This is a genomic window from Heliomicrobium sulfidophilum, from assembly GCF_057715735.1.
In genome coordinates this window covers 183,649-199,695 of sequence record NZ_JBVTZZ010000004.1, presented here as the reverse complement: position 1 = coordinate 199,695, position 16,047 = coordinate 183,649, and the positions used below count along the sequence as shown (strand labels likewise).

General features: G+C 54.5%; 17 protein-coding genes. All 17 read right to left on the bottom strand.

Going from position 1 to position 16,047, the window contains the following annotated elements; genetic code table 11:
- Positions 1 to 60: 60 nt before the first annotated feature.
- The 17 genes from AC0CW1_RS02365 to AC0CW1_RS02285 all read right to left on the bottom strand — a co-directional run bounded on the left by AC0CW1_RS02365 (position 61) and on the right by AC0CW1_RS02285 (position 16,032).
- Entirely contained in the window at positions 61 to 384 is a 324-nt protein-coding gene (locus tag AC0CW1_RS02365; protein ID WP_488181510.1) for a hypothetical protein, read from the bottom strand.
- A 39-nt stretch (positions 385 to 423) separates the two neighbouring features.
- Positions 424 to 2,070 carry a flagellar assembly protein A gene (locus tag AC0CW1_RS02360; RefSeq protein ID WP_488181509.1) on the bottom strand — a complete coding sequence of 549 codons (1,647 nt, stop codon included), beginning with the start codon at positions 2,068 to 2,070 and terminating at the stop codon, positions 424 to 426.
- A 38-nt stretch (positions 2,071 to 2,108) separates the two neighbouring features.
- A complete protein-coding gene (gene whiG, locus AC0CW1_RS02355) occupies positions 2,109 to 2,909 on the bottom strand; it encodes an RNA polymerase sigma factor WhiG (protein WP_488181508.1) in 801 nt (266 codons plus the stop codon).
- A 38-nt stretch (positions 2,910 to 2,947) separates the two neighbouring features.
- Entirely contained in the window at positions 2,948 to 3,319 is a 372-nt protein-coding gene (locus tag AC0CW1_RS02350; RefSeq protein ID WP_488181507.1) for a hypothetical protein, read from the bottom strand.
- Positions 3,320 to 3,331: 12 nt separating this feature from the next.
- Positions 3,332 to 3,811, bottom strand: coding sequence for a chemotaxis protein CheD (locus AC0CW1_RS02345; RefSeq protein ID WP_488181506.1), 480 nt, complete (start codon positions 3,809 to 3,811; stop codon positions 3,332 to 3,334).
- Between the two features lie 95 nt (positions 3,812 to 3,906).
- The gene (locus tag AC0CW1_RS02340) at positions 3,907 to 4,365 is read right to left on the bottom strand and encodes a chemotaxis protein CheW (RefSeq protein ID WP_488181505.1); all 459 of its coding nucleotides are present in this window, start codon (positions 4,363 to 4,365) and stop codon (positions 3,907 to 3,909) included.
- Between the two features lie 12 nt (positions 4,366 to 4,377).
- Positions 4,378 to 6,486 (bottom strand): chemotaxis protein CheW, encoded by a 2,109-nt coding sequence (locus tag AC0CW1_RS02335; protein ID WP_488181504.1) that lies wholly within the window; start codon positions 6,484 to 6,486, stop codon positions 4,378 to 4,380.
- A gap of 30 nt (positions 6,487 to 6,516) precedes the next feature.
- A complete protein-coding gene (locus tag AC0CW1_RS02330; RefSeq protein ID WP_488181503.1) occupies positions 6,517 to 7,635 on the bottom strand; it encodes a protein-glutamate methylesterase/protein-glutamine glutaminase in 1,119 nt (372 codons plus the stop codon).
- A 76-nt stretch (positions 7,636 to 7,711) separates the two neighbouring features.
- Positions 7,712 to 8,599 (bottom strand): MinD/ParA family protein, encoded by an 888-nt coding sequence (locus AC0CW1_RS02325; RefSeq protein WP_488181502.1) that lies wholly within the window; start codon positions 8,597 to 8,599, stop codon positions 7,712 to 7,714.
- Positions 8,599 to 9,870: a flagellar biosynthesis GTPase FlhF gene (gene flhF / locus AC0CW1_RS02320; protein WP_488181501.1), complete on the bottom strand. Its 1,272-nt coding sequence runs from the start codon at positions 9,868 to 9,870 to the stop codon at positions 8,599 to 8,601. Before flhF ends, AC0CW1_RS02325 begins: the two co-directional genes overlap by 1 nt.
- Before the next feature lie 3 nt (positions 9,871 to 9,873).
- Positions 9,874 to 11,934 carry a flagellar biosynthesis protein FlhA gene (gene flhA / locus AC0CW1_RS02315; protein WP_488181500.1) on the bottom strand — a complete coding sequence of 687 codons (2,061 nt, stop codon included), beginning with the start codon at positions 11,932 to 11,934 and terminating at the stop codon, positions 9,874 to 9,876.
- Positions 11,935 to 11,980: 46 nt separating this feature from the next.
- Positions 11,981 to 13,060, bottom strand: a complete 1,080-nt coding sequence (gene flhB / locus AC0CW1_RS02310; RefSeq protein WP_488181499.1) for a flagellar biosynthesis protein FlhB — start codon at positions 13,058 to 13,060, stop codon at positions 11,981 to 11,983.
- A gap of 43 nt (positions 13,061 to 13,103) precedes the next feature.
- Positions 13,104 to 13,904 (bottom strand): flagellar biosynthetic protein FliR, encoded by an 801-nt coding sequence (gene fliR, locus AC0CW1_RS02305; protein ID WP_488181498.1) that lies wholly within the window; start codon positions 13,902 to 13,904, stop codon positions 13,104 to 13,106.
- A 20-nt stretch (positions 13,905 to 13,924) separates the two neighbouring features.
- Positions 13,925 to 14,206 (bottom strand): flagellar biosynthesis protein FliQ, encoded by a 282-nt coding sequence (fliQ, locus tag AC0CW1_RS02300; protein ID WP_488181497.1) that lies wholly within the window; start codon positions 14,204 to 14,206, stop codon positions 13,925 to 13,927.
- A 15-nt stretch (positions 14,207 to 14,221) separates the two neighbouring features.
- Positions 14,222 to 14,986, bottom strand: a complete 765-nt coding sequence (gene fliP / locus AC0CW1_RS02295; protein WP_488181496.1) for a flagellar type III secretion system pore protein FliP — start codon at positions 14,984 to 14,986, stop codon at positions 14,222 to 14,224.
- Positions 14,983 to 15,624, bottom strand: coding sequence for a FliO/MopB family protein (locus AC0CW1_RS02290; RefSeq protein WP_488181495.1), 642 nt, complete (start codon positions 15,622 to 15,624; stop codon positions 14,983 to 14,985). The genes fliP and AC0CW1_RS02290 overlap by 4 nt, the downstream gene beginning before the upstream one ends.
- Positions 15,625 to 15,669: 45 nt before the next feature.
- On the bottom strand, positions 15,670 to 16,032 hold the full coding sequence (locus AC0CW1_RS02285; RefSeq protein ID WP_161259068.1) for a response regulator: 363 nt from the start codon (positions 16,030 to 16,032) through the stop codon (positions 15,670 to 15,672).
- Positions 16,033 to 16,047 lie beyond the last annotated feature (15 nt).

Genomic DNA, 16,047 nt, shown 5'->3' with positions numbered 1-16,047 from the left:
GCATCCAATCCCTGTGAAAAGCGTGCCGGAGTCCACAGTTCATCTTCCCCCCATTTACTGCTATATCGTTATATCCAGCATCCTGCCCCGCAGCGGATCCCCTGCGGGCGAACCATCACCATCATTGTCGTGATCGGCTTGGATTCCCTTTTGCCTCGGTTTTCGCTGTCTTTGCTGTTTCGGCTGTTGACGGTCCTCAATGCGTGATTCTTCCGAGTGAGGCGATTGTTGCACCGTTTTTTGACGGTATTCCGCTTGCGTCTGTGTCTGCTGGGCTGCAAACTGTTGTTGCAATTCTTGGGCCTGCTGTTGAATCTGTTGAAGCCTGCCCACTTCTGCCACCTTGGGCACGATCACCTGCATGTCGACGGGACGAATCGTCACCGCCATCACCCCCATCGTACCATGAATGGGCGCGAAAAGCTAGGAGAAGGGTGAGAAACGGAACTCTCCGTTATCGATATAGACCACGGAAAAGTCGATGGGATCGCGAATCCGCGTCGTGCACTGGCCGATGCGGATATGGACGCCAGGGTAGAGACGGGCGGCCACGCGGATGCGACCTTTGGCGACCTGCTCAAACTCTGCGTCAAGGGACTCTTTTTCTTTTGTCAATGCTTCCACATTTTTATACAGTTGCGAATAGGCTTGTGTCAACTTCCAAAGCAACATCCGCTTTTCCATGGGGAGTTGCCCCTGCCGCTTTTCCCAATCCTTCAATACAGCAACGGCTTTTTCCGTTTTTTCCAGGTTGGCGCGGGCCTCATTGAGCTTTTTTACCAGTTCGTTGTAAGCAGCCCGTTTTTCAGGACGGATGCCCACCTCGATCTCCGTGACGGTGGAGTGAAGGGAGCCTACGTTTTTAGCGTTGATCTCTTCCCCGGCGCTGCAGCGACCGCCGACGATGAGTCCCCTTTTCCCGCCTACTGTTACGCTTCTTCCGGCATCGACGGAGGAATGCATGATCCCTTCGCCGACGACAATATCCCCTCCGGCTTTGACCGTGGCGTTTTCAATGAACCGGCTGATCACATTGCCGTTGACGGTGATGAGCGATTTTTGCTGTCCCTGGATCCCCTGGCGGACGGTGAGACTGCCGCCGACCGTGACAGAACCGCCGTCGATGGAGCCCCCTACCTCCAGGTCACCTTCACAGTTGACCTGGAAGCCGTAGGTAACCGAACCGCGAATGATGATGGAACCGAGAAAATTTAGGTTGCCTGAGGAAAAGTCCACATCGCCTTTAAGTTCGAAAACAGGATCAACCTGTATTTTTTCTCCGTTAAAATATACGTGACCGGCTGTGCCCGCCATCAAGATGCAGCCATCTTCGCTGAGTTGCGTATTTTTTCCCGCAGGGATGCGGGTATCCTTGCCTGGTCGTGGCCGGATTTCCTTCCCCGTGACCGTCGACCCCGAGATGCCCTCTGTTGGCGGGGTGCGGATGGCCAGGATTTCGCCAGGCTGAACGTTGCGGATTAAATTTAAATTGTAAAAATCGACCCGTCCATCTTCCAACTCAACAGGCCGAATCCGCGTATCCGTATTGACTTTGTAATCGATCTTGGCGTTTTTTCCGTCTTCAGCGGATTGCCCAACGGCTACGGTGACCTGTTGGCCCGCCTGGATGTGCGTAAGGGCATGTTCGACTTTTTCATCATCGATGCCAAAGATGACGCCAGCCTGCTCCAAAGCCTTTTTGGCTGCTTCAAAGGTGACGGCTTTTCCGCCGCGGGGAGGGTACACGATCAGGTACGCCCGCATACCGTCTCGATCGATATCCACCTTCACTTGCCCATCGCGGATGATTTCCTGCTGCGGTTCAGCAATGATGACGTTCTGTTCCATACGAAAGACCGTTGTCCGGATGACCTTGGCATCGGGGTTGCGGATCTCCCGTTCCTTCACATCCTGTAAGACTTCCTCCACCGTTACCGCTCTTCCCATGCCGACTGGCGGAAAGACAGAGAGAACAACGCCCTCCGAACGGTACTCGATCCGGTAGCAGCCCTGGCGGTTTTCAGAAGCAGACGTATTGTCCGACCCAGCATCCATGTTGGAACCGCTCACACTCTCACCTCCGGAGGACCTAATTTTGTCAATCCCGTTCAGAATATTTTCTTCTGCTGCCTCGCCAATTGGCCCCGCAATCGCAAAACGGCTTTTGTATGCAATTGGGAGATACGAGACTCTGATACGCCGATGACAGCACCGATTTCTTTCAATGTGAGGCCTTCATAATAATAAAGGGCGATCACTGTTCGTTCCTTCTCAGGAAGCTTATCGATGGCGCGGGCTAGCAGTTGACGCGTCTCTTCGAATTCCAACGCGGCCGTCGGTTCTTCAACTTGTTCGTCAGCCAGCGAGTCGATCAAGCGGACCGGATCCCCCTTGTCAGAATCGGTTATCCAATATTCGTCCAGGGACATGATGGTCGTCGCTTGCACATCCTGCAACAGTTTCGCAAACTCATTCGTGTTCAGTCCGAGAACCTCGGCAACTTCTTCGTCGGTCGCTTCCCGCCCCAGGCGATTAGACAGTGAAGCGTAGGCCTTTTCCAATTCGCGCGTCTTTTGGCGCACCGAAACAGGCACCCAATCCATCGCCCGCAAACCATCCAGGATGGAGCCGCGGATGCGAGCGATCGCATAGGTCTCGAACTTCAATCCACGACCGGGATCAAACTTCTCGATGGCGTCCATGAGACCGAAGATTCCGTAACTGATCAGATCGTCGCGCTCTACATTGGGTGGGAGGCTGATCGCCAACCGGCCGGCGACAAACTTCACCAGAGGGGCATAAATTAGGATCAGCTCCTCACGAGCCGCCCGATCCTTATGGTCTTTGTAATTTCCCCAGAGGGCGCTTGCTCTCGCCGTATCTTTCGCCGGTATAATTATCGTCTCCACCTACCCCGATCCTAGAGTGATTGTTCGAATCAGGCCGGTCAATCGTCCAACTGCATCTTCCGCACGATTTCTGCAGCCCGTGAGGGATCGTCAGCCAGGAGTTGGTCCAAATCGGCGTCGATCTGTCCGGGCACAAAAGGATTCATTGAGGGAACCTGAACATCGACCTTTGTCCCCTTAGCCGACCCATCACTTAGGACTGCCGACGGCTTTCCTTCTCCGTCCTGTTTGAGAATGCGATCGAGGTAAATGACGATGGCAAAAGTCAGTATGCCGACGACTGCCGCTGCGCTAAAGCTACGGCTCAGAAGGGCCGGCCAGGATACAGAAGCGCCGAGGGCGACGACGGCGGTAAGCAGCCAGACGAATGCGGCTGAAGCGACAGGTATCCATAGTTTGGCGCCAGCCAATGTCCTTCCTCCCTACACCGCCTTCTCACCGCGGTCAATGGTGCGGATGTGCAGTTTGCCTGTGAGTGTATCCAATTCGATGGTGCGTCCGAAATTCCCCCCTGTCTCGCGGGCCAAAAGAGGGATGTTTTCTTGCTTCAGTCGGTGGACGACCGCCTCGGCGTTGCGTTCGCCGATGCGCATCACATCCGATGCGCCAGGAAAGGAAAACATCTGTGCGCCTCCGGCGATTTTCGCCACCAGACGGCTCTTTACAGCGCCCAGTTTGAACATCTCTTCCAAGAGTACGGGAATCGCCGTATCGGCAAATTTGGCCTTGTTTTCAGAACTCCGAGCCTGGGTGGATGCAGGCAGCATGATATGGGCCAGTCCTCCGACTTTGGCAACGGCATCATATAAACAAATTCCGATGCAGGATCCAAGACCTGAAGTCATTAAATTGTCTGGCGCCTTTGATGCCTTCAGGTCGGCCATGCCCACCTTGATCAGCATGCCTCCATCATCCCTTCACACCTGTTGCCGCCATAAACGGCCAAAACAGCCCTGTTCATGGGACAGCAAGCGATGTTTCGATTCCTGCCGCGATGCTACCCCTCTTCCGTAGCGGCGAGATCGATGATCTTTTCAAGATTGACGAGGATCAGCAACCGCTCACCCAGTTTGCCTACGCCATGGATGAAATCGATATCGACACTGCCACCGAGACCGGGCGGCGGTTCTACAGCCGTGGAAGGGATGCGCGTCACTTCCGATACACCGTCGACGATGATGCCCACGGTGATCTCTTTGACCTTGACGATGATGATCCGAGTCCGGTCCGTCGTTTCCCGCGGCGGCAGTGAGAACCGTTTCCGCAGATCAATGACAGGAACGACATTTCCGCGCAGGTTGATGACACCTTCCACGTAAAAGGGGGCTTTCGGCACCCGGGTGATGTTCAATAACCGGTTGATCTCCTGCACATAATGGATATCCACAGCATATTCTTCACCGGCCAGCGCGAAAGCGACAAGCTGAAGCTCATCAGAAAAATCCTTCTTTTCCACGGCCCTCACCTCCTAAAACAGTGTGCCAACGTCGAGGATTAGAGAAACCTGGCCGTTGCCCAAGATGGCTGCTCCGGCGATGCCGCTGATGCCTTGCAGCAGCTTGCCGGGCGATTTGATGACGATCTCCTGTTGACCGATCAAGGAATCGACGATCAGGCCGGCTTTCTTTTCTCCCTTGCGAACGACAACCACATAAAGTTCTTCTGGCGCCTCGGCCGCCTTGGGAACTTCCAGAACTTTGTCCAAACGGACCAGAGGCAGCACACTCCCACGCAGCAGGACAACCTCTTGGCTCTGCACATTTTTGATCTGGTTGGGAATGATGCTCGTCGTCTCGTCGATGGTGCCGAGGGGGATGGCGTAAATCTCCTCGCCTACATTGACGAGCAAGGCCTGGATGATGGCCAATGTCAAGGGCAGGCGAATCTTAAATTTTGTTCCCGCATTCGGTTTCGTTTCGATCTCCACGGAGCCGCTGAGCGATTCGATCTTGGTCCGCACGGCGTCAAGACCGACGCCCCGGCCCGATACGTCGGACACCTTTTCCGCTGTCGAGAAGCCAGCCAAGAAGATCAGGTTAAGGGCGCCTTGATCATCCAACTGTTCGGCTTCTTTGGCGGTGATCAGTCCCTTCTGAACCGCCTTCGTCCGCAAGGTCTGCGGATCCATGCCCCTGCCGTCGTCATCGACTTCAATGATGACATTGTTGCCTTCATGTTTGGCCACCAGGCGGACGACCGCTTCCACAGGTTTGCCTTTTTGCCGGCGCACATCGGGCATTTCCACGCCATGGTCGATAGCGTTGCGAATCAGGTGAACGAGAGGATCGCCGATTTCGTCGATGACGGTGCGGTCCAATTCGGTCTCCTTGCCCTCGACGATAAGATTGATCTCTTTGCCCAGTTCCTTGGCCAGATCGCGCACCATGCGAGGAAAGCGGTTGAAGACCTGTTCGATGGGGACCATGCGGACCTTCATGACCACGTTTTGCAGGTCCGTCGTGATCCTGTCGATATGCTCGATGGTCTCATTCAGTTCTGTCAGGTTGCTCGTCGTCGAAATCTGCTCGAGACGAGTTTTGTTGATGACCAGTTCACCGACGAGGTTCATCAGGTTGTCAAGGCGTTCGATATCAACGCGAACCGTCTGGCTGCCCTTTGACTTGCGAACTTCCTGCGCGCCCGAACCGGCTGCCGGACGAGCTTTGCCGGAGGCAGCGGCATCAGGAGATGTTATAGCCTCTTGTTCTTTGTCAGCATAAGAGGCAACCTCCGGTTCCTGTCCTTCCTGGATGCGCACCTCGCCAATATTCAGCGAGGTGACCGCTATGACGCGAACTTCGGCGATGGAATCAATGGTTTTACGAACAGCTTCCTCGTCCTGGCGGGTGACGATGACCACTTGGAAACTCGTGTCAAACTTTTCGTCTTCCAGCTCTTGAGCAGAGGGAACAGACTTGATGATCTCACCGATCTCCTCAAGATTGCGGAAAACCATGTAGGCTCGGGCCGATTTCATTACACAGCCAGTCGCCAGTTCCACCTGAATATGGTATGCGCTGAACCGTTTGCGCTGTGCTTCATGAAGCAATGTCAGATCGTACTGGTTGATTTCGAAGGCGTTGAGGATTTCCGGTCCACCCATGACCGGGAGGTTCGCTTCCTCCAGTTGCTTCGGTTCGCTCACGCCAACCGCCTCCGATTTTCGAACTTTGGGCGCAGCCGCAACATCAGCAAGTTGACCTTGGCCGGCCTTGCGCAGTTGGTCAACCAGTTCCGAGATATCTGCACTTCCCGTTTCACCGCTACTGACGGCTTCCACCATGTTTTCCAGGGCGTCGAGACATCGAAAAAGCAGATCGACGATAGCCGTGTTAACACTTACCTGGGAACCCCGCAATACGGACAAGACATTTTCCATCTCATGGGTGAGCTCAGCGATGCGCTCGAAACCCATCGTAGCCGACATACCCTTTAAAGTATGGGCGGAACGAAAGATCTCGTCGAGAATCGCCAGATCCTGTGGATTGTCTTCCAGTTCCAGTATTTTTTGGTTGAGCGCTTGCAGATGCTCTCGAGATTCTTCCATAAACATGTCCATGTATTGTGACATATCCATCTCGTTCTTCACACCTCCATAGTTGCCGAACTATCTGTCCTGCAATGATTTCACTATTTCATCGGCGACGCCGGTTAGGGGGACCACTTTGTCAACGCATCCCGATTCAATGGCCACTTTCGGCATCCCAAATACCACACAGGTCGAAGCATCCTCTGCGATCGTGCGGCCCCGGCGGCTCCTGATCAGCTTCATCCCCTCGGTTCCATCACCGCCCATACCGGTCAGGATCACGCCCACCATATGGGACCAAAACTGCTGGGCAGCCGATAGCATCATCACATCGACAGAAGGTCGGTGTCCGCCTACTGGCGGTTCTTGCGTCAGTTTCACCCGCATTTGCCGCCCTGCGCCAGGCTGTTCCACCACGATCACCTTGAAGTGATAGTCACCCGGCGCGATGTAGACGACACCCGCCTGTATCTCTTCCCCGTCCTGGGCCTCTTTCACCTTGAGAGCCGATGCGGCGTCAAGGCGCTCCGCCAGTGAGCGGGTAAAACCAGGAGGCATATGCTGAACGATGAGGACGGCGGCGCCGAGATCAGCGGGAAGTTTGGGGATGACCTCATAGAGCGCTTTGGGGCCGCCTGTGGATGTGCCAAGAAGCACCAGTTTGTTCAACCGCTGCGACCCTGTCACCGCCCGCGGAGCTGGAACCGGCGCCGGCGCTGTCGCCGGGGTGGGAGGCGCTGAGGGCAGCGTACTCGCTGGTATCGGCGAGCGCACATCGACCATCCGGGGGCGAACTTTGGCGATGGCTGCCACTTTCAGCTTGCCGATCAACTCCTGGCGCACCTTGTGGATGTCCAGGGAGATGGCGCCCGATGGTTTCGGCACAAAATCGACAGCGCCTTTTTGCAGTGCCTGCATGGTGGCATCGGCGCCCTGTTGGGTCAAACTGGAGAGCATGACAACAGGTATCGGTCGTGAGGCCATGATGCGTTCCAAGGTGGTTAGTCCATCCATGACAGGCATTTCCACATCCAGGGTGATCACATCAGGTGAAAGCTGGGCGATTTTTTCCAAGGCATCCTGCCCGTTGCGAGCTGTCCCCGCGACGACCATACCCGGTTCAGCAGCGATCATATCCGATATGACTTTGCGCATGAATGCGGAATCGTCGACAACCAATACTTTGATCTGCGGCATACGATCACCCCCGGACTTTTCTGCCGTCCTATGTTTTTCTTCCACGTAGGTCTGTTTTTTTCCTGCCTAACCCGCTTTACCGAAAAAAGCTTTTCATCCTTTGAAACAACCTGCCGATCCCCCCTCCCCCTTCCGTTCGAACCGGCAGGCTGCAGAGGGTCGCCGCCAGTCGGGAAAGGGCCTGAGAAGCCGGCGAATATTGATTTTGTAGGTAGAAAGGCGTCTGGCTCTTAACCGCTTTCGCCACAGACGGGTCATCAGGGATCGTGCCGACAATCACAATGTCTCGTTGCAAAAACTGTCGAACCGCCGTGGTCAGCTTTTTCCCCACGCTGTCGCCCTCTTTTTCATCGTCGACCCGGTTGATGACCACAGAAATGGGTTTGCCCCGCTGCATGGAATCGACAGACTTGATCAATCCGTAGGCGTCGGTGATGGCCGTCGGTTCCGGCGTGGTGACAACCAGTAGTTCATCAGCAGCAAATACATAGGAAAGGACGTTTCGTGAAATGCCAGCGCCTGTATCGATCAGAAATATATCAGCCGATCTCTCTATCCCGGACAGTCTTGCGATAAAGTTATCCAATTCCTTGGCGCTCAAGTCAGCTAGTTCCGCAACGCCTGAACCGCCCGAGATGGTCTGAATTCCCTTTGGTCCTGAAAAGATCACCTCATCGAGTGTCTTTTCTCCGCGGATCACATGGTACAGGTTATAGGGAGGCACCTTCCCCAATATCACATCGATGTTGGCCATGCCCATATCGGCGTCAAGGATCATTACCTGCATACCGTAATCGATCATGGCCAGACCAAGGTTCAGGGTCAGGTTGGTCTTGCCGACGCCCCCCTTTCCGCTGGATACGCAGATCACCCTTGTCGACGGAGAGTCGCCTCGAATTGTCCGTTCCGTTGTCTGACGCATATTGTTCATCATGATCCGGAGCTTTTCGGCTTGATCTTTCATCAGTTCGACTCTCCATAGATCAGATTGGCCAGCTTTTTCGGGTCGGCGACCTCCATATCGTCGGGAACATTCTGGCCTGTGGTGACATACGAAAGTGGTTTACCTGTTCCATGGACGAGGTTGACGATAGAACCGTAATGATTCGTCTCATCGAGTTTGGTTAAGAGGTAGCGGTCAATGGTCATCCGGGAAAAACACTCGGTGATCTGTAACAAATCCTTGAATTTTGTCGTAGCCGACAAAACCAGGATGGTCCGGCTGGGTTGACTCAACTCCACGTAGGCATTCAGTTCTTCCAACTGGCTGTCATTTTTGTGGCTCCGTCCGGCCGTGTCCACCAACAGCAGTTCTTTGTCGCGGTGGCGGTCGATAGCTGAACGTAGCGCCTGGGGCGTAAAGACGACATCAACGGGAACACCGATAATGTCGCCGAAGGTCTTCAACTGCTCCACCGCAGCAATCCGATAGGTATCGGCGGTGATCAATCCCACCTTGCGCCGGTTGACGATGGAAAAGGTGGCTGCCAGTTTGGCGATGGTCGTCGTCTTACCTACACCAGTCGGCCCGACCATCATCACTACTTCCTGGCTTTTTTCCGTTTCCGGCAACAGGATCGGCCGGGGTTGTCCCAGAAGAGATGCCAACTGGTCGAGCACAAGTCGGCGCACACGTTCTGGATCCCAGACGCTTTGCCCATTGTTGTTTTCAAAGATCTGCCGGATAATCTGGCGAGCCAACCTTTCGTCGACTTCATTTTCGATGAGGCGTTTGAATGCCGAATGCAGTTCGACGGGAAGGTTGGCATCCGCTTCATGCAGTCTCCCCAGGATTTCACCCATCAACATCTTCATTTGTTTGAGTTCCCTATCGATCCCAACAGGGCTGGTTTTCTCCTCCGGTTCGACTTTTTTCACAGCCGACCCTTCAGGGGTGGCGCCTGCGATCACATCGAGGGGACGATCCGTTCCGCCGGAACGTGGCGCGCCGGCAGGCTCGGCGACCGAGATAAGCCTGCGAGGTTCTCGAACCCCTTGGCCAGACCGAAGCAAGCCCGGCAGCACTGGACCACCAGGTTGCGCCGCCTCCCTGGCGATGACGGAACTGTCCTCGACAGCGCCGGTGATCTCCACCATTTCACGGGAGAAAAGCCCAAAGATGCCACCCTCTTTGATCTTCCGGGTATGGAGGATGACGGCGTCTTTCCCCATTTCCTGCTTCAATTTGCTCATGGCTTCCTGAACGGTCGGCGCAACAAATCGTTTGACCCGCAAGGCTTACTTCACCATCCCAATCGTCTGTACTTGCAGTTGGGTGTTGATCTCATTATAAGACAGGACTACCAGATGAGGTACAACCCGCTCAGTCAGGCGTTTGAAATAAAGGCGAACGATGGGTGCGCAGAGGATGACAGGCTGATAGCCGAGTTGGGATACACGCTCCACCTCTGTAGAAAGGGAGGAAAGCAGGCGCTGCGCCTCCATCGGATCGATGGCCAGGTAGGTTCCATGCTCCGTCTGCTGGATCGCTTCCCGGATCCGGTTCTCCAGCGAGGGATCGAGGGAGATGACAGCCAGTTCATTCGTTCCCGGAAGCAGATAGGGCTTGACGATCTGACGGGCCAAGGCCTGGCGGGTGTATTCGATCAAAACATCGGTATCCTTGGTGATACGGGCATGGTCGGCCAGCGTTTCCATGATGGTGACCAGGTCGCGGATGGGAACACGTTCCTTAAGCAGACCGGCCAGGATTTTCTGCACATCGCCGAGGCTCAATAGGTCGGGGAGCAGTTCGGACAGGACAGCCGGGTGGGTCTGCTTAACATGGTCGAGCAGGTTCTGCACATCCTGGCGACCGAGGATTTCGTGGGCATGGGTCTTGATCACTTCAGTCAGATGGGTGGCGATGACGCTCGGCGGATCGACGACGGTGTAGCCGGCCAGCTCAGCCTGGTCGCGCAATTGCGCCGTAATCCACTTGGCAGGCAGTCCAAAGGCTGGTTCCTTCGTGTCGATACCCGGCACGGAACCATCATCAAATCCTGGTGCCATGGCCAGGTAATGATCCGACATCAGTTCTCCGCCAGCCACTTCGACACCTTTGATCTTGATGGAATAGGCGTTCGGCTTAAGCTGCATGTTGTCGCGGAGGCGGATGGGCGGAACGACGAGTCCCAGTTCTAAAGCACATTGGCGTCGGATCATGATTACGCGGTCAAGCAGATCGCCCCCCTGCTGGGTATCGACGAGGGGGATCAAGGCGTAACCCATCTCCAGTTCCAAGGGATCCACATTGAGCAGGGAGATGACATTCTCTGGCTTTTTGATCTCCTCGATCTCTTGCTCTTGAGCTTTTTCAATCTCAGCGACAGCCGTAGCTGCTTTGACCCGGTTCATCCGGTAGCCGAGAAAAGCGAGAAAAGCGCTCATGGTAAAGAGGGGGATCGGTGGGAGCCCGATAACCCCCAACAGCGCCAGCACACCCGCCCCGATATAGAGGATGCGGGGGCGACCAAACAGTTGTCCAGTCAAGTCCTGTCCCAGGTTAGAGTCAGAAGCCGCACGGGTGACGATGATACCGGTGGCCGTCGAGATGAGCAGCGCCGGGATTTGTGTCACCAGACCGTCCCCGACAGTCAAGATCGTATATTTCATGGCCGCTTGGCTCACGGAGAGGTTCTTTTGCAAGACCCCGATAAAAAAGCCGCCGAAGATGTTGACGATCAGGATGATGATGCCGGCGATGGCATCTCCCTTGACGAACTTGGTGGCGCCATCCATAGCGCCGTAAAAGTCCGATTCCCGCTGGATATCCCTCCGGCGCTTTTTCGCCTCAGCTTCGTTGATCGTGCCCTGGTTTAGGTCGGCGTCAATCGCCATTTGTTTTCCTGGCATGGCATCCAAGGTGAAGCGGGCCGCCACCTCGGCCACCCGCTCGGAGCCCTTGGTGATGACGATGAATTGGATAATGACGAGAATGACGAAGACGATAAAACCGACGACAGGACTGCCACCGAGAACAAAATTGCCAAACCGCTCGATCACCTGTCCCGCATAGCCTTCAAGCAACACAAGGCGCGTCGACGATACGTTCAAGGCCAAGCGGAAGAGGGTCGTGATCAGGAGCAGCGTGGGAAATACGGAGATCTCCAGGGCGCCTTCCACAAACATGGTGGCTAGGAGGACCAGCATGGCAATGGTAATATTGAAGATGAGCAGCATATCAAGAAAGACGGGATTCAAGGGGATGATCATCATAATCACAGTGGCCAAAATGGCGAGGGCCACACCTAGATCGGTATAACTGATGGCGCCGTTTTTGGTCTGCGGCGCAGCCATGAGTTCACATCCTTTCCGATTGATCCCTGTTCCCCCTGTTTACGTTTCAGGCCCGTTTTTTCTTCAACCGGAAGACGAAGGCAAAGACCTCCGCCACCGCCTGGAACAGTTCGGCGGGAATTTCTTGGCCGATTTCAACAGATCCGTACAAGGCCCGGGCTAATGGTTTATCCTCCACAAGGGGTATCCCGTGATCCTGAGCCACTTCCCGGATTTTCAAGGCCACATAATCCTGGCCTTTGGCGATAACGACTGGGGCGGTCATGGTTCCACCTTCATATTTGAGTGCGACAGCGAAGTGTGTCGGGTTCGTGATCACCACATCCGCCTTAGGCAGTTCCTGCATCATGCGGCGCATAGCCATTTCACGCATGCGCTGTTTAATCTTGCCTTTGAGTTGGGGGTCCCCTTCCGCCTGCTTGAACTCATCCTTGACTTCCTGCTTGGACATCTTCAGCGATTCCTCATGCTTGTACCATTGATACCAGTAGTCAAGGGCAGATACGACGATCAGCAGGACGGACACCCGGAAGCCTACGTCATAGGCGACAGTAGAAATGGCCGACACAGCCGCCTGAACATCCATGCCAAGCAGTTTGGGAAAGAGATGCAGGTATTTGACGACCGCCGAATAGGCTACATAGCTGATGACAGCGACTTTCAGGAGGGACTTGACCAATTCCACTAACGAACGGCTAGAAAAGATGTTCTTCAGGCCAGCAATGACGTTCAGTTTTCCCCAGTTCATTTTCAAACCTTCTGAGGAAAACATAAAGCCTACTTGCAGGTAACTGGCCAGCAGGCCCGCTGCCATGGCAGCCAGCATAAAAGGCGCGAGCATCAGCATGGTCCGCAGGGCGATCGTCGTGCCCGTCGTGATCACTGAAAGAGGAGTGACTTCCTCCAAGGTCACAGTGCCCAGCAGGTAAACCATCATGCGCTCCATGCCGTCCATCGTCTCGACGCCGAAACTGCGCAAAGCGAGAAAACTGAACAGCAGGATAAGCGCCGTGTTGATCTCCTGGCTACGGGCCACCTGGCCCTTGTTGCGCGCTTCCGCGCGCCGTTTCGCTGTTGGTTTTTCTGTCTTATCTTCGGCAAACCATTGCAGGTCCCACTTCAGCATCGGCTTCATCCCTCTTTTTCAGAAGCCCTTTTGAAAAGCCCTATTATGGGCTGAGTATGCGCATGAAATCAGACACATGGGTAAAGCTCAAAGTGAACAAACGGTTTAATCCATCGATATAAAAGGGGAGCGTAATCCATAAGAAGGCGACGCCCACGATGATTTTCAGGGGAATGCCGATGACGAACAGGTTCATCTGCGGCACTGTCCGCGAGACAAGGCCCAGGGCGATATCGTTGATCAGGATGATGCCGATGATCGGCATGGCCAACTGAGCACCGATCAACAAGACCCCGGAGACAAGGCGGATCATAAAGTCGGCGATGGTTCCTGATAGAGCGAGACTAAAGGGACTGCCAGCCACCGGCAAGATGCGAAAGCTGTCAGCCAACACTTGAATCAACAGAAGATGACCGTCAAAGATGAGAAAAATCAATAAGGCGAGGATTTGCAAGAATACGCCAGTCATGGGCACCTGGGCGCCCCAAAGGGGATCGATGATATTGACGATCCCGAATCCGAGTTGGATATCGATCAGTTGACCAGCGGTCAGTATTGCCGCGAAAACAAGTTGCATGATAAATCCGATGGCTAAGCCAAGTAAAACCTCTTGCGCCACAACGAGGACATAACTGATGAGATCCTGTGGTGGAACCGGCAAGGCGCTGTCCGGCATGGCCAAAAAGAGAATCAGGGAAATCATGAAGGAGAGGCCGACCTTTGCCAGATTATTAAATCCAGGAAAATTGAAAACGGGCGCCAAGGTTATGATGCCGCCCACCCGGGTCATCATCAGTAGCAGCACATCCAAATGATTGAGCATAATGTTGATGACCGCTTCCAATGTCTATTCCTCTCCCGAAATTACCGAATAAAGGTATAGGTATTCAAAGAGCCTAGCATCTGATCGACATATTTCATCATCGCCTCCAGCATCCAGGGGCCAAAGAGGAGAACGACGACAAAAACAGCGATGATCTTCGGCACAAAGGTGAGCGTGGCTTCCTGAATCTGAGTGGTGGCCTGAAATACGCTGATCACCAAACCGACAAGCAAACTGGCGCCCAGGAGCGGCGCAGAAATCAGCAAAACGGCGGTCAAGGCGTCGCGTCCTAACTGAATCACCAGTTCCGGTGTCACAGCCATCCTCCTTTTCGTCTGTCATTGGTAGCTGAGGATCAGGGAGCGAACGATCAAGTACCATCCGTCGACAAGCACGAAGACCAGCACCTTAAAGGGCAGGGAGATCATCATCGGCGGCAGCATCATCATGCCCATCGACATAAGCACCGATCCGACAATCATATCAATGACAATAAAGGGAAGATAGATGACGGCGCCGATCTGAAAGGCTGTTTTCAATTCACTGAGTATAAAAGCCGGAATGACAACCTTGGTGGGGATGTCGCGGTACGTTTGCGGCTGCTCCATATCTGACATATTGACGAATAAGGCCAAATCCTTTTCCCTGGTCTGCTTTAGCATGAATTCCCGCAAGGGATCGGAAGCCTTCTCCAGCGCCTGTTCCTGGGTGAGATTGCCGGCCAGGTACGGCTGCAAGGCCTGATCATTGATGGCGGTCCAGGTAGGCGCCATGATGAAGAAGGTCAGAAACAAGGTCAGTCCGATCAGGATCTGGTTTGGCGGCATCGTCTGCAGGGCCAGGGCTGTACGAGTGAAATGCAACACCACGATGATCCGGGTGAAACAAGTCATCATGATCAGGATCGACGGCGCTAGCGATAGGATGGTCAACAAGAAGATGATCTGCAGGCTGGTGGAAACTTCTGAAGGGTTTTGCGCTGATTCGACGCCGAAGCTGACCGTCGGTATCTGCAGCGGCGCCGCCTGCGCGGGCCCCGCCCAGGAAAGTATTAACAGCGTTAAAACCAATAAAATGAAGCCTCGGCCAAACGAGGACTTCACAGCTTGTCCTCCCCTTCCCTATCGGGCTCTCCTCTTCTCTCACGAAGCGCGTTCAACCGTTGAATCTGTTTCGTCATCTCCGCGTGGAAGGAAGGCTCTGGATCTGATGGGCCTTTGCCTTTCGCCAGCAAGCCAGAGAAAAAGTCGATCCCCAATGACGCCGCAGGCGACTGCCGGTTATCCTCCTGCACCTGCCGTAACGCTTCGATGACTTGAGAATCGGTGATTTCCAAGATCGGCTGAATCGAATGGTCGGTTACGCCGATAACGAAGACCTTTCCTGCAATATCGGTGACAACGAGGTTTTTGTTCGGCGCCAGGCTGACCTGATCCAATACAGCCATCCAGTTTCCCTGTCCGGCCGTCTGGTGCTTTCGTTTCCAGAACGTTACGGCAACCCATCCGGTGATGCCCACCAGGAACAGCGTGCCAAACAGCCGGATGAGGAGGTCGCCCGTCGATACGGGACCGACCTTTTGTTCCGTTTCCACCTGCTGCGTGTAGGTTTGATCTAGGATGCTTCCCGGCGCCGCTTCCGCCGCCATCGCAACCATCGAAAGGGTCAGCAGGAAAAAAAGGAGCCCAAAAAACACCAGGCCGCCGATGATCCGGCGGCCAATACGCCGACTGTAGTTCATCCTCATCTCCCACTTGTTGTTCAGGAGAAACTTGTTGAGCAACCCTTAGCCTAACGCCTTGCGGACGGCCTCCAGCACTCGGTCCGGCTGGAACGGCTTGACGATAAAGTCCTTGGCGCCGGCTTGAATGGCGTCGATGACCATCGCCTGCTGCCCCATGGCGCTGCACATGATGACGCGGGCATTAGGATCAACCTGGCGGATGGCGCGAACAGCGTTGATGCCGTCCATTTCTGGCATGGTGATATCCATGGTCGTCAGATCAGGTCGAAATTCTTTCCACTTTTCTACGGCCACGGCGCCGTTTTCCGCTTCACCGACCACTTGATATCCGTTCTTTGTCAGGATATCCTTGATCATCATGCGCATGAAAGCCGCATCATCTACGATCAGAATCCGGTTTCCCATACTCAATCATCCTCC

Bases quoted from the DNA above. Each gene is read 5' to 3' on its own strand.
- AC0CW1_RS02330 (WP_488181503.1), bottom strand. From the start codon at position 7,635: ATGCCGCAGATCAAAGTATTGGTTGTCGACGATTCCGCATTCATGCGC.
- AC0CW1_RS02325 (WP_488181502.1), bottom strand. From the start codon at position 8,599: ATGAAAGATCAAGCCGAAAAGCTCCGGATCATGATGAACAATATGCGT.
- AC0CW1_RS02290 (WP_488181495.1), bottom strand. From the start codon at position 15,624: ATGAACTACAGTCGGCGTATTGGCCGCCGGATCATCGGCGGCCTGGTG.
- flhA (WP_488181500.1), bottom strand. From the start codon at position 11,934: ATGGCTGCGCCGCAGACCAAAAACGGCGCCATCAGTTATACCGATCTA.
- AC0CW1_RS02285 (WP_161259068.1), bottom strand. From the start codon at position 16,032: ATGGGAAACCGGATTCTGATCGTAGATGATGCGGCTTTCATGCGCATG.
- AC0CW1_RS02345 (WP_488181506.1), bottom strand. From the start codon at position 3,811: ATGCTGATCAAGGTGGGCATGGCCGACCTGAAGGCATCAAAGGCGCCA.
- flhB (WP_488181499.1), bottom strand. From the start codon at position 13,060: ATGCTGAAGTGGGACCTGCAATGGTTTGCCGAAGATAAGACAGAAAAA.
- AC0CW1_RS02335 (WP_488181504.1), bottom strand. From the start codon at position 6,486: ATGGATATGTCACAATACATGGACATGTTTATGGAAGAATCTCGAGAG.
- fliQ (WP_488181497.1), bottom strand. From the start codon at position 14,206: ATGGCTGTGACACCGGAACTGGTGATTCAGTTAGGACGCGACGCCTTG.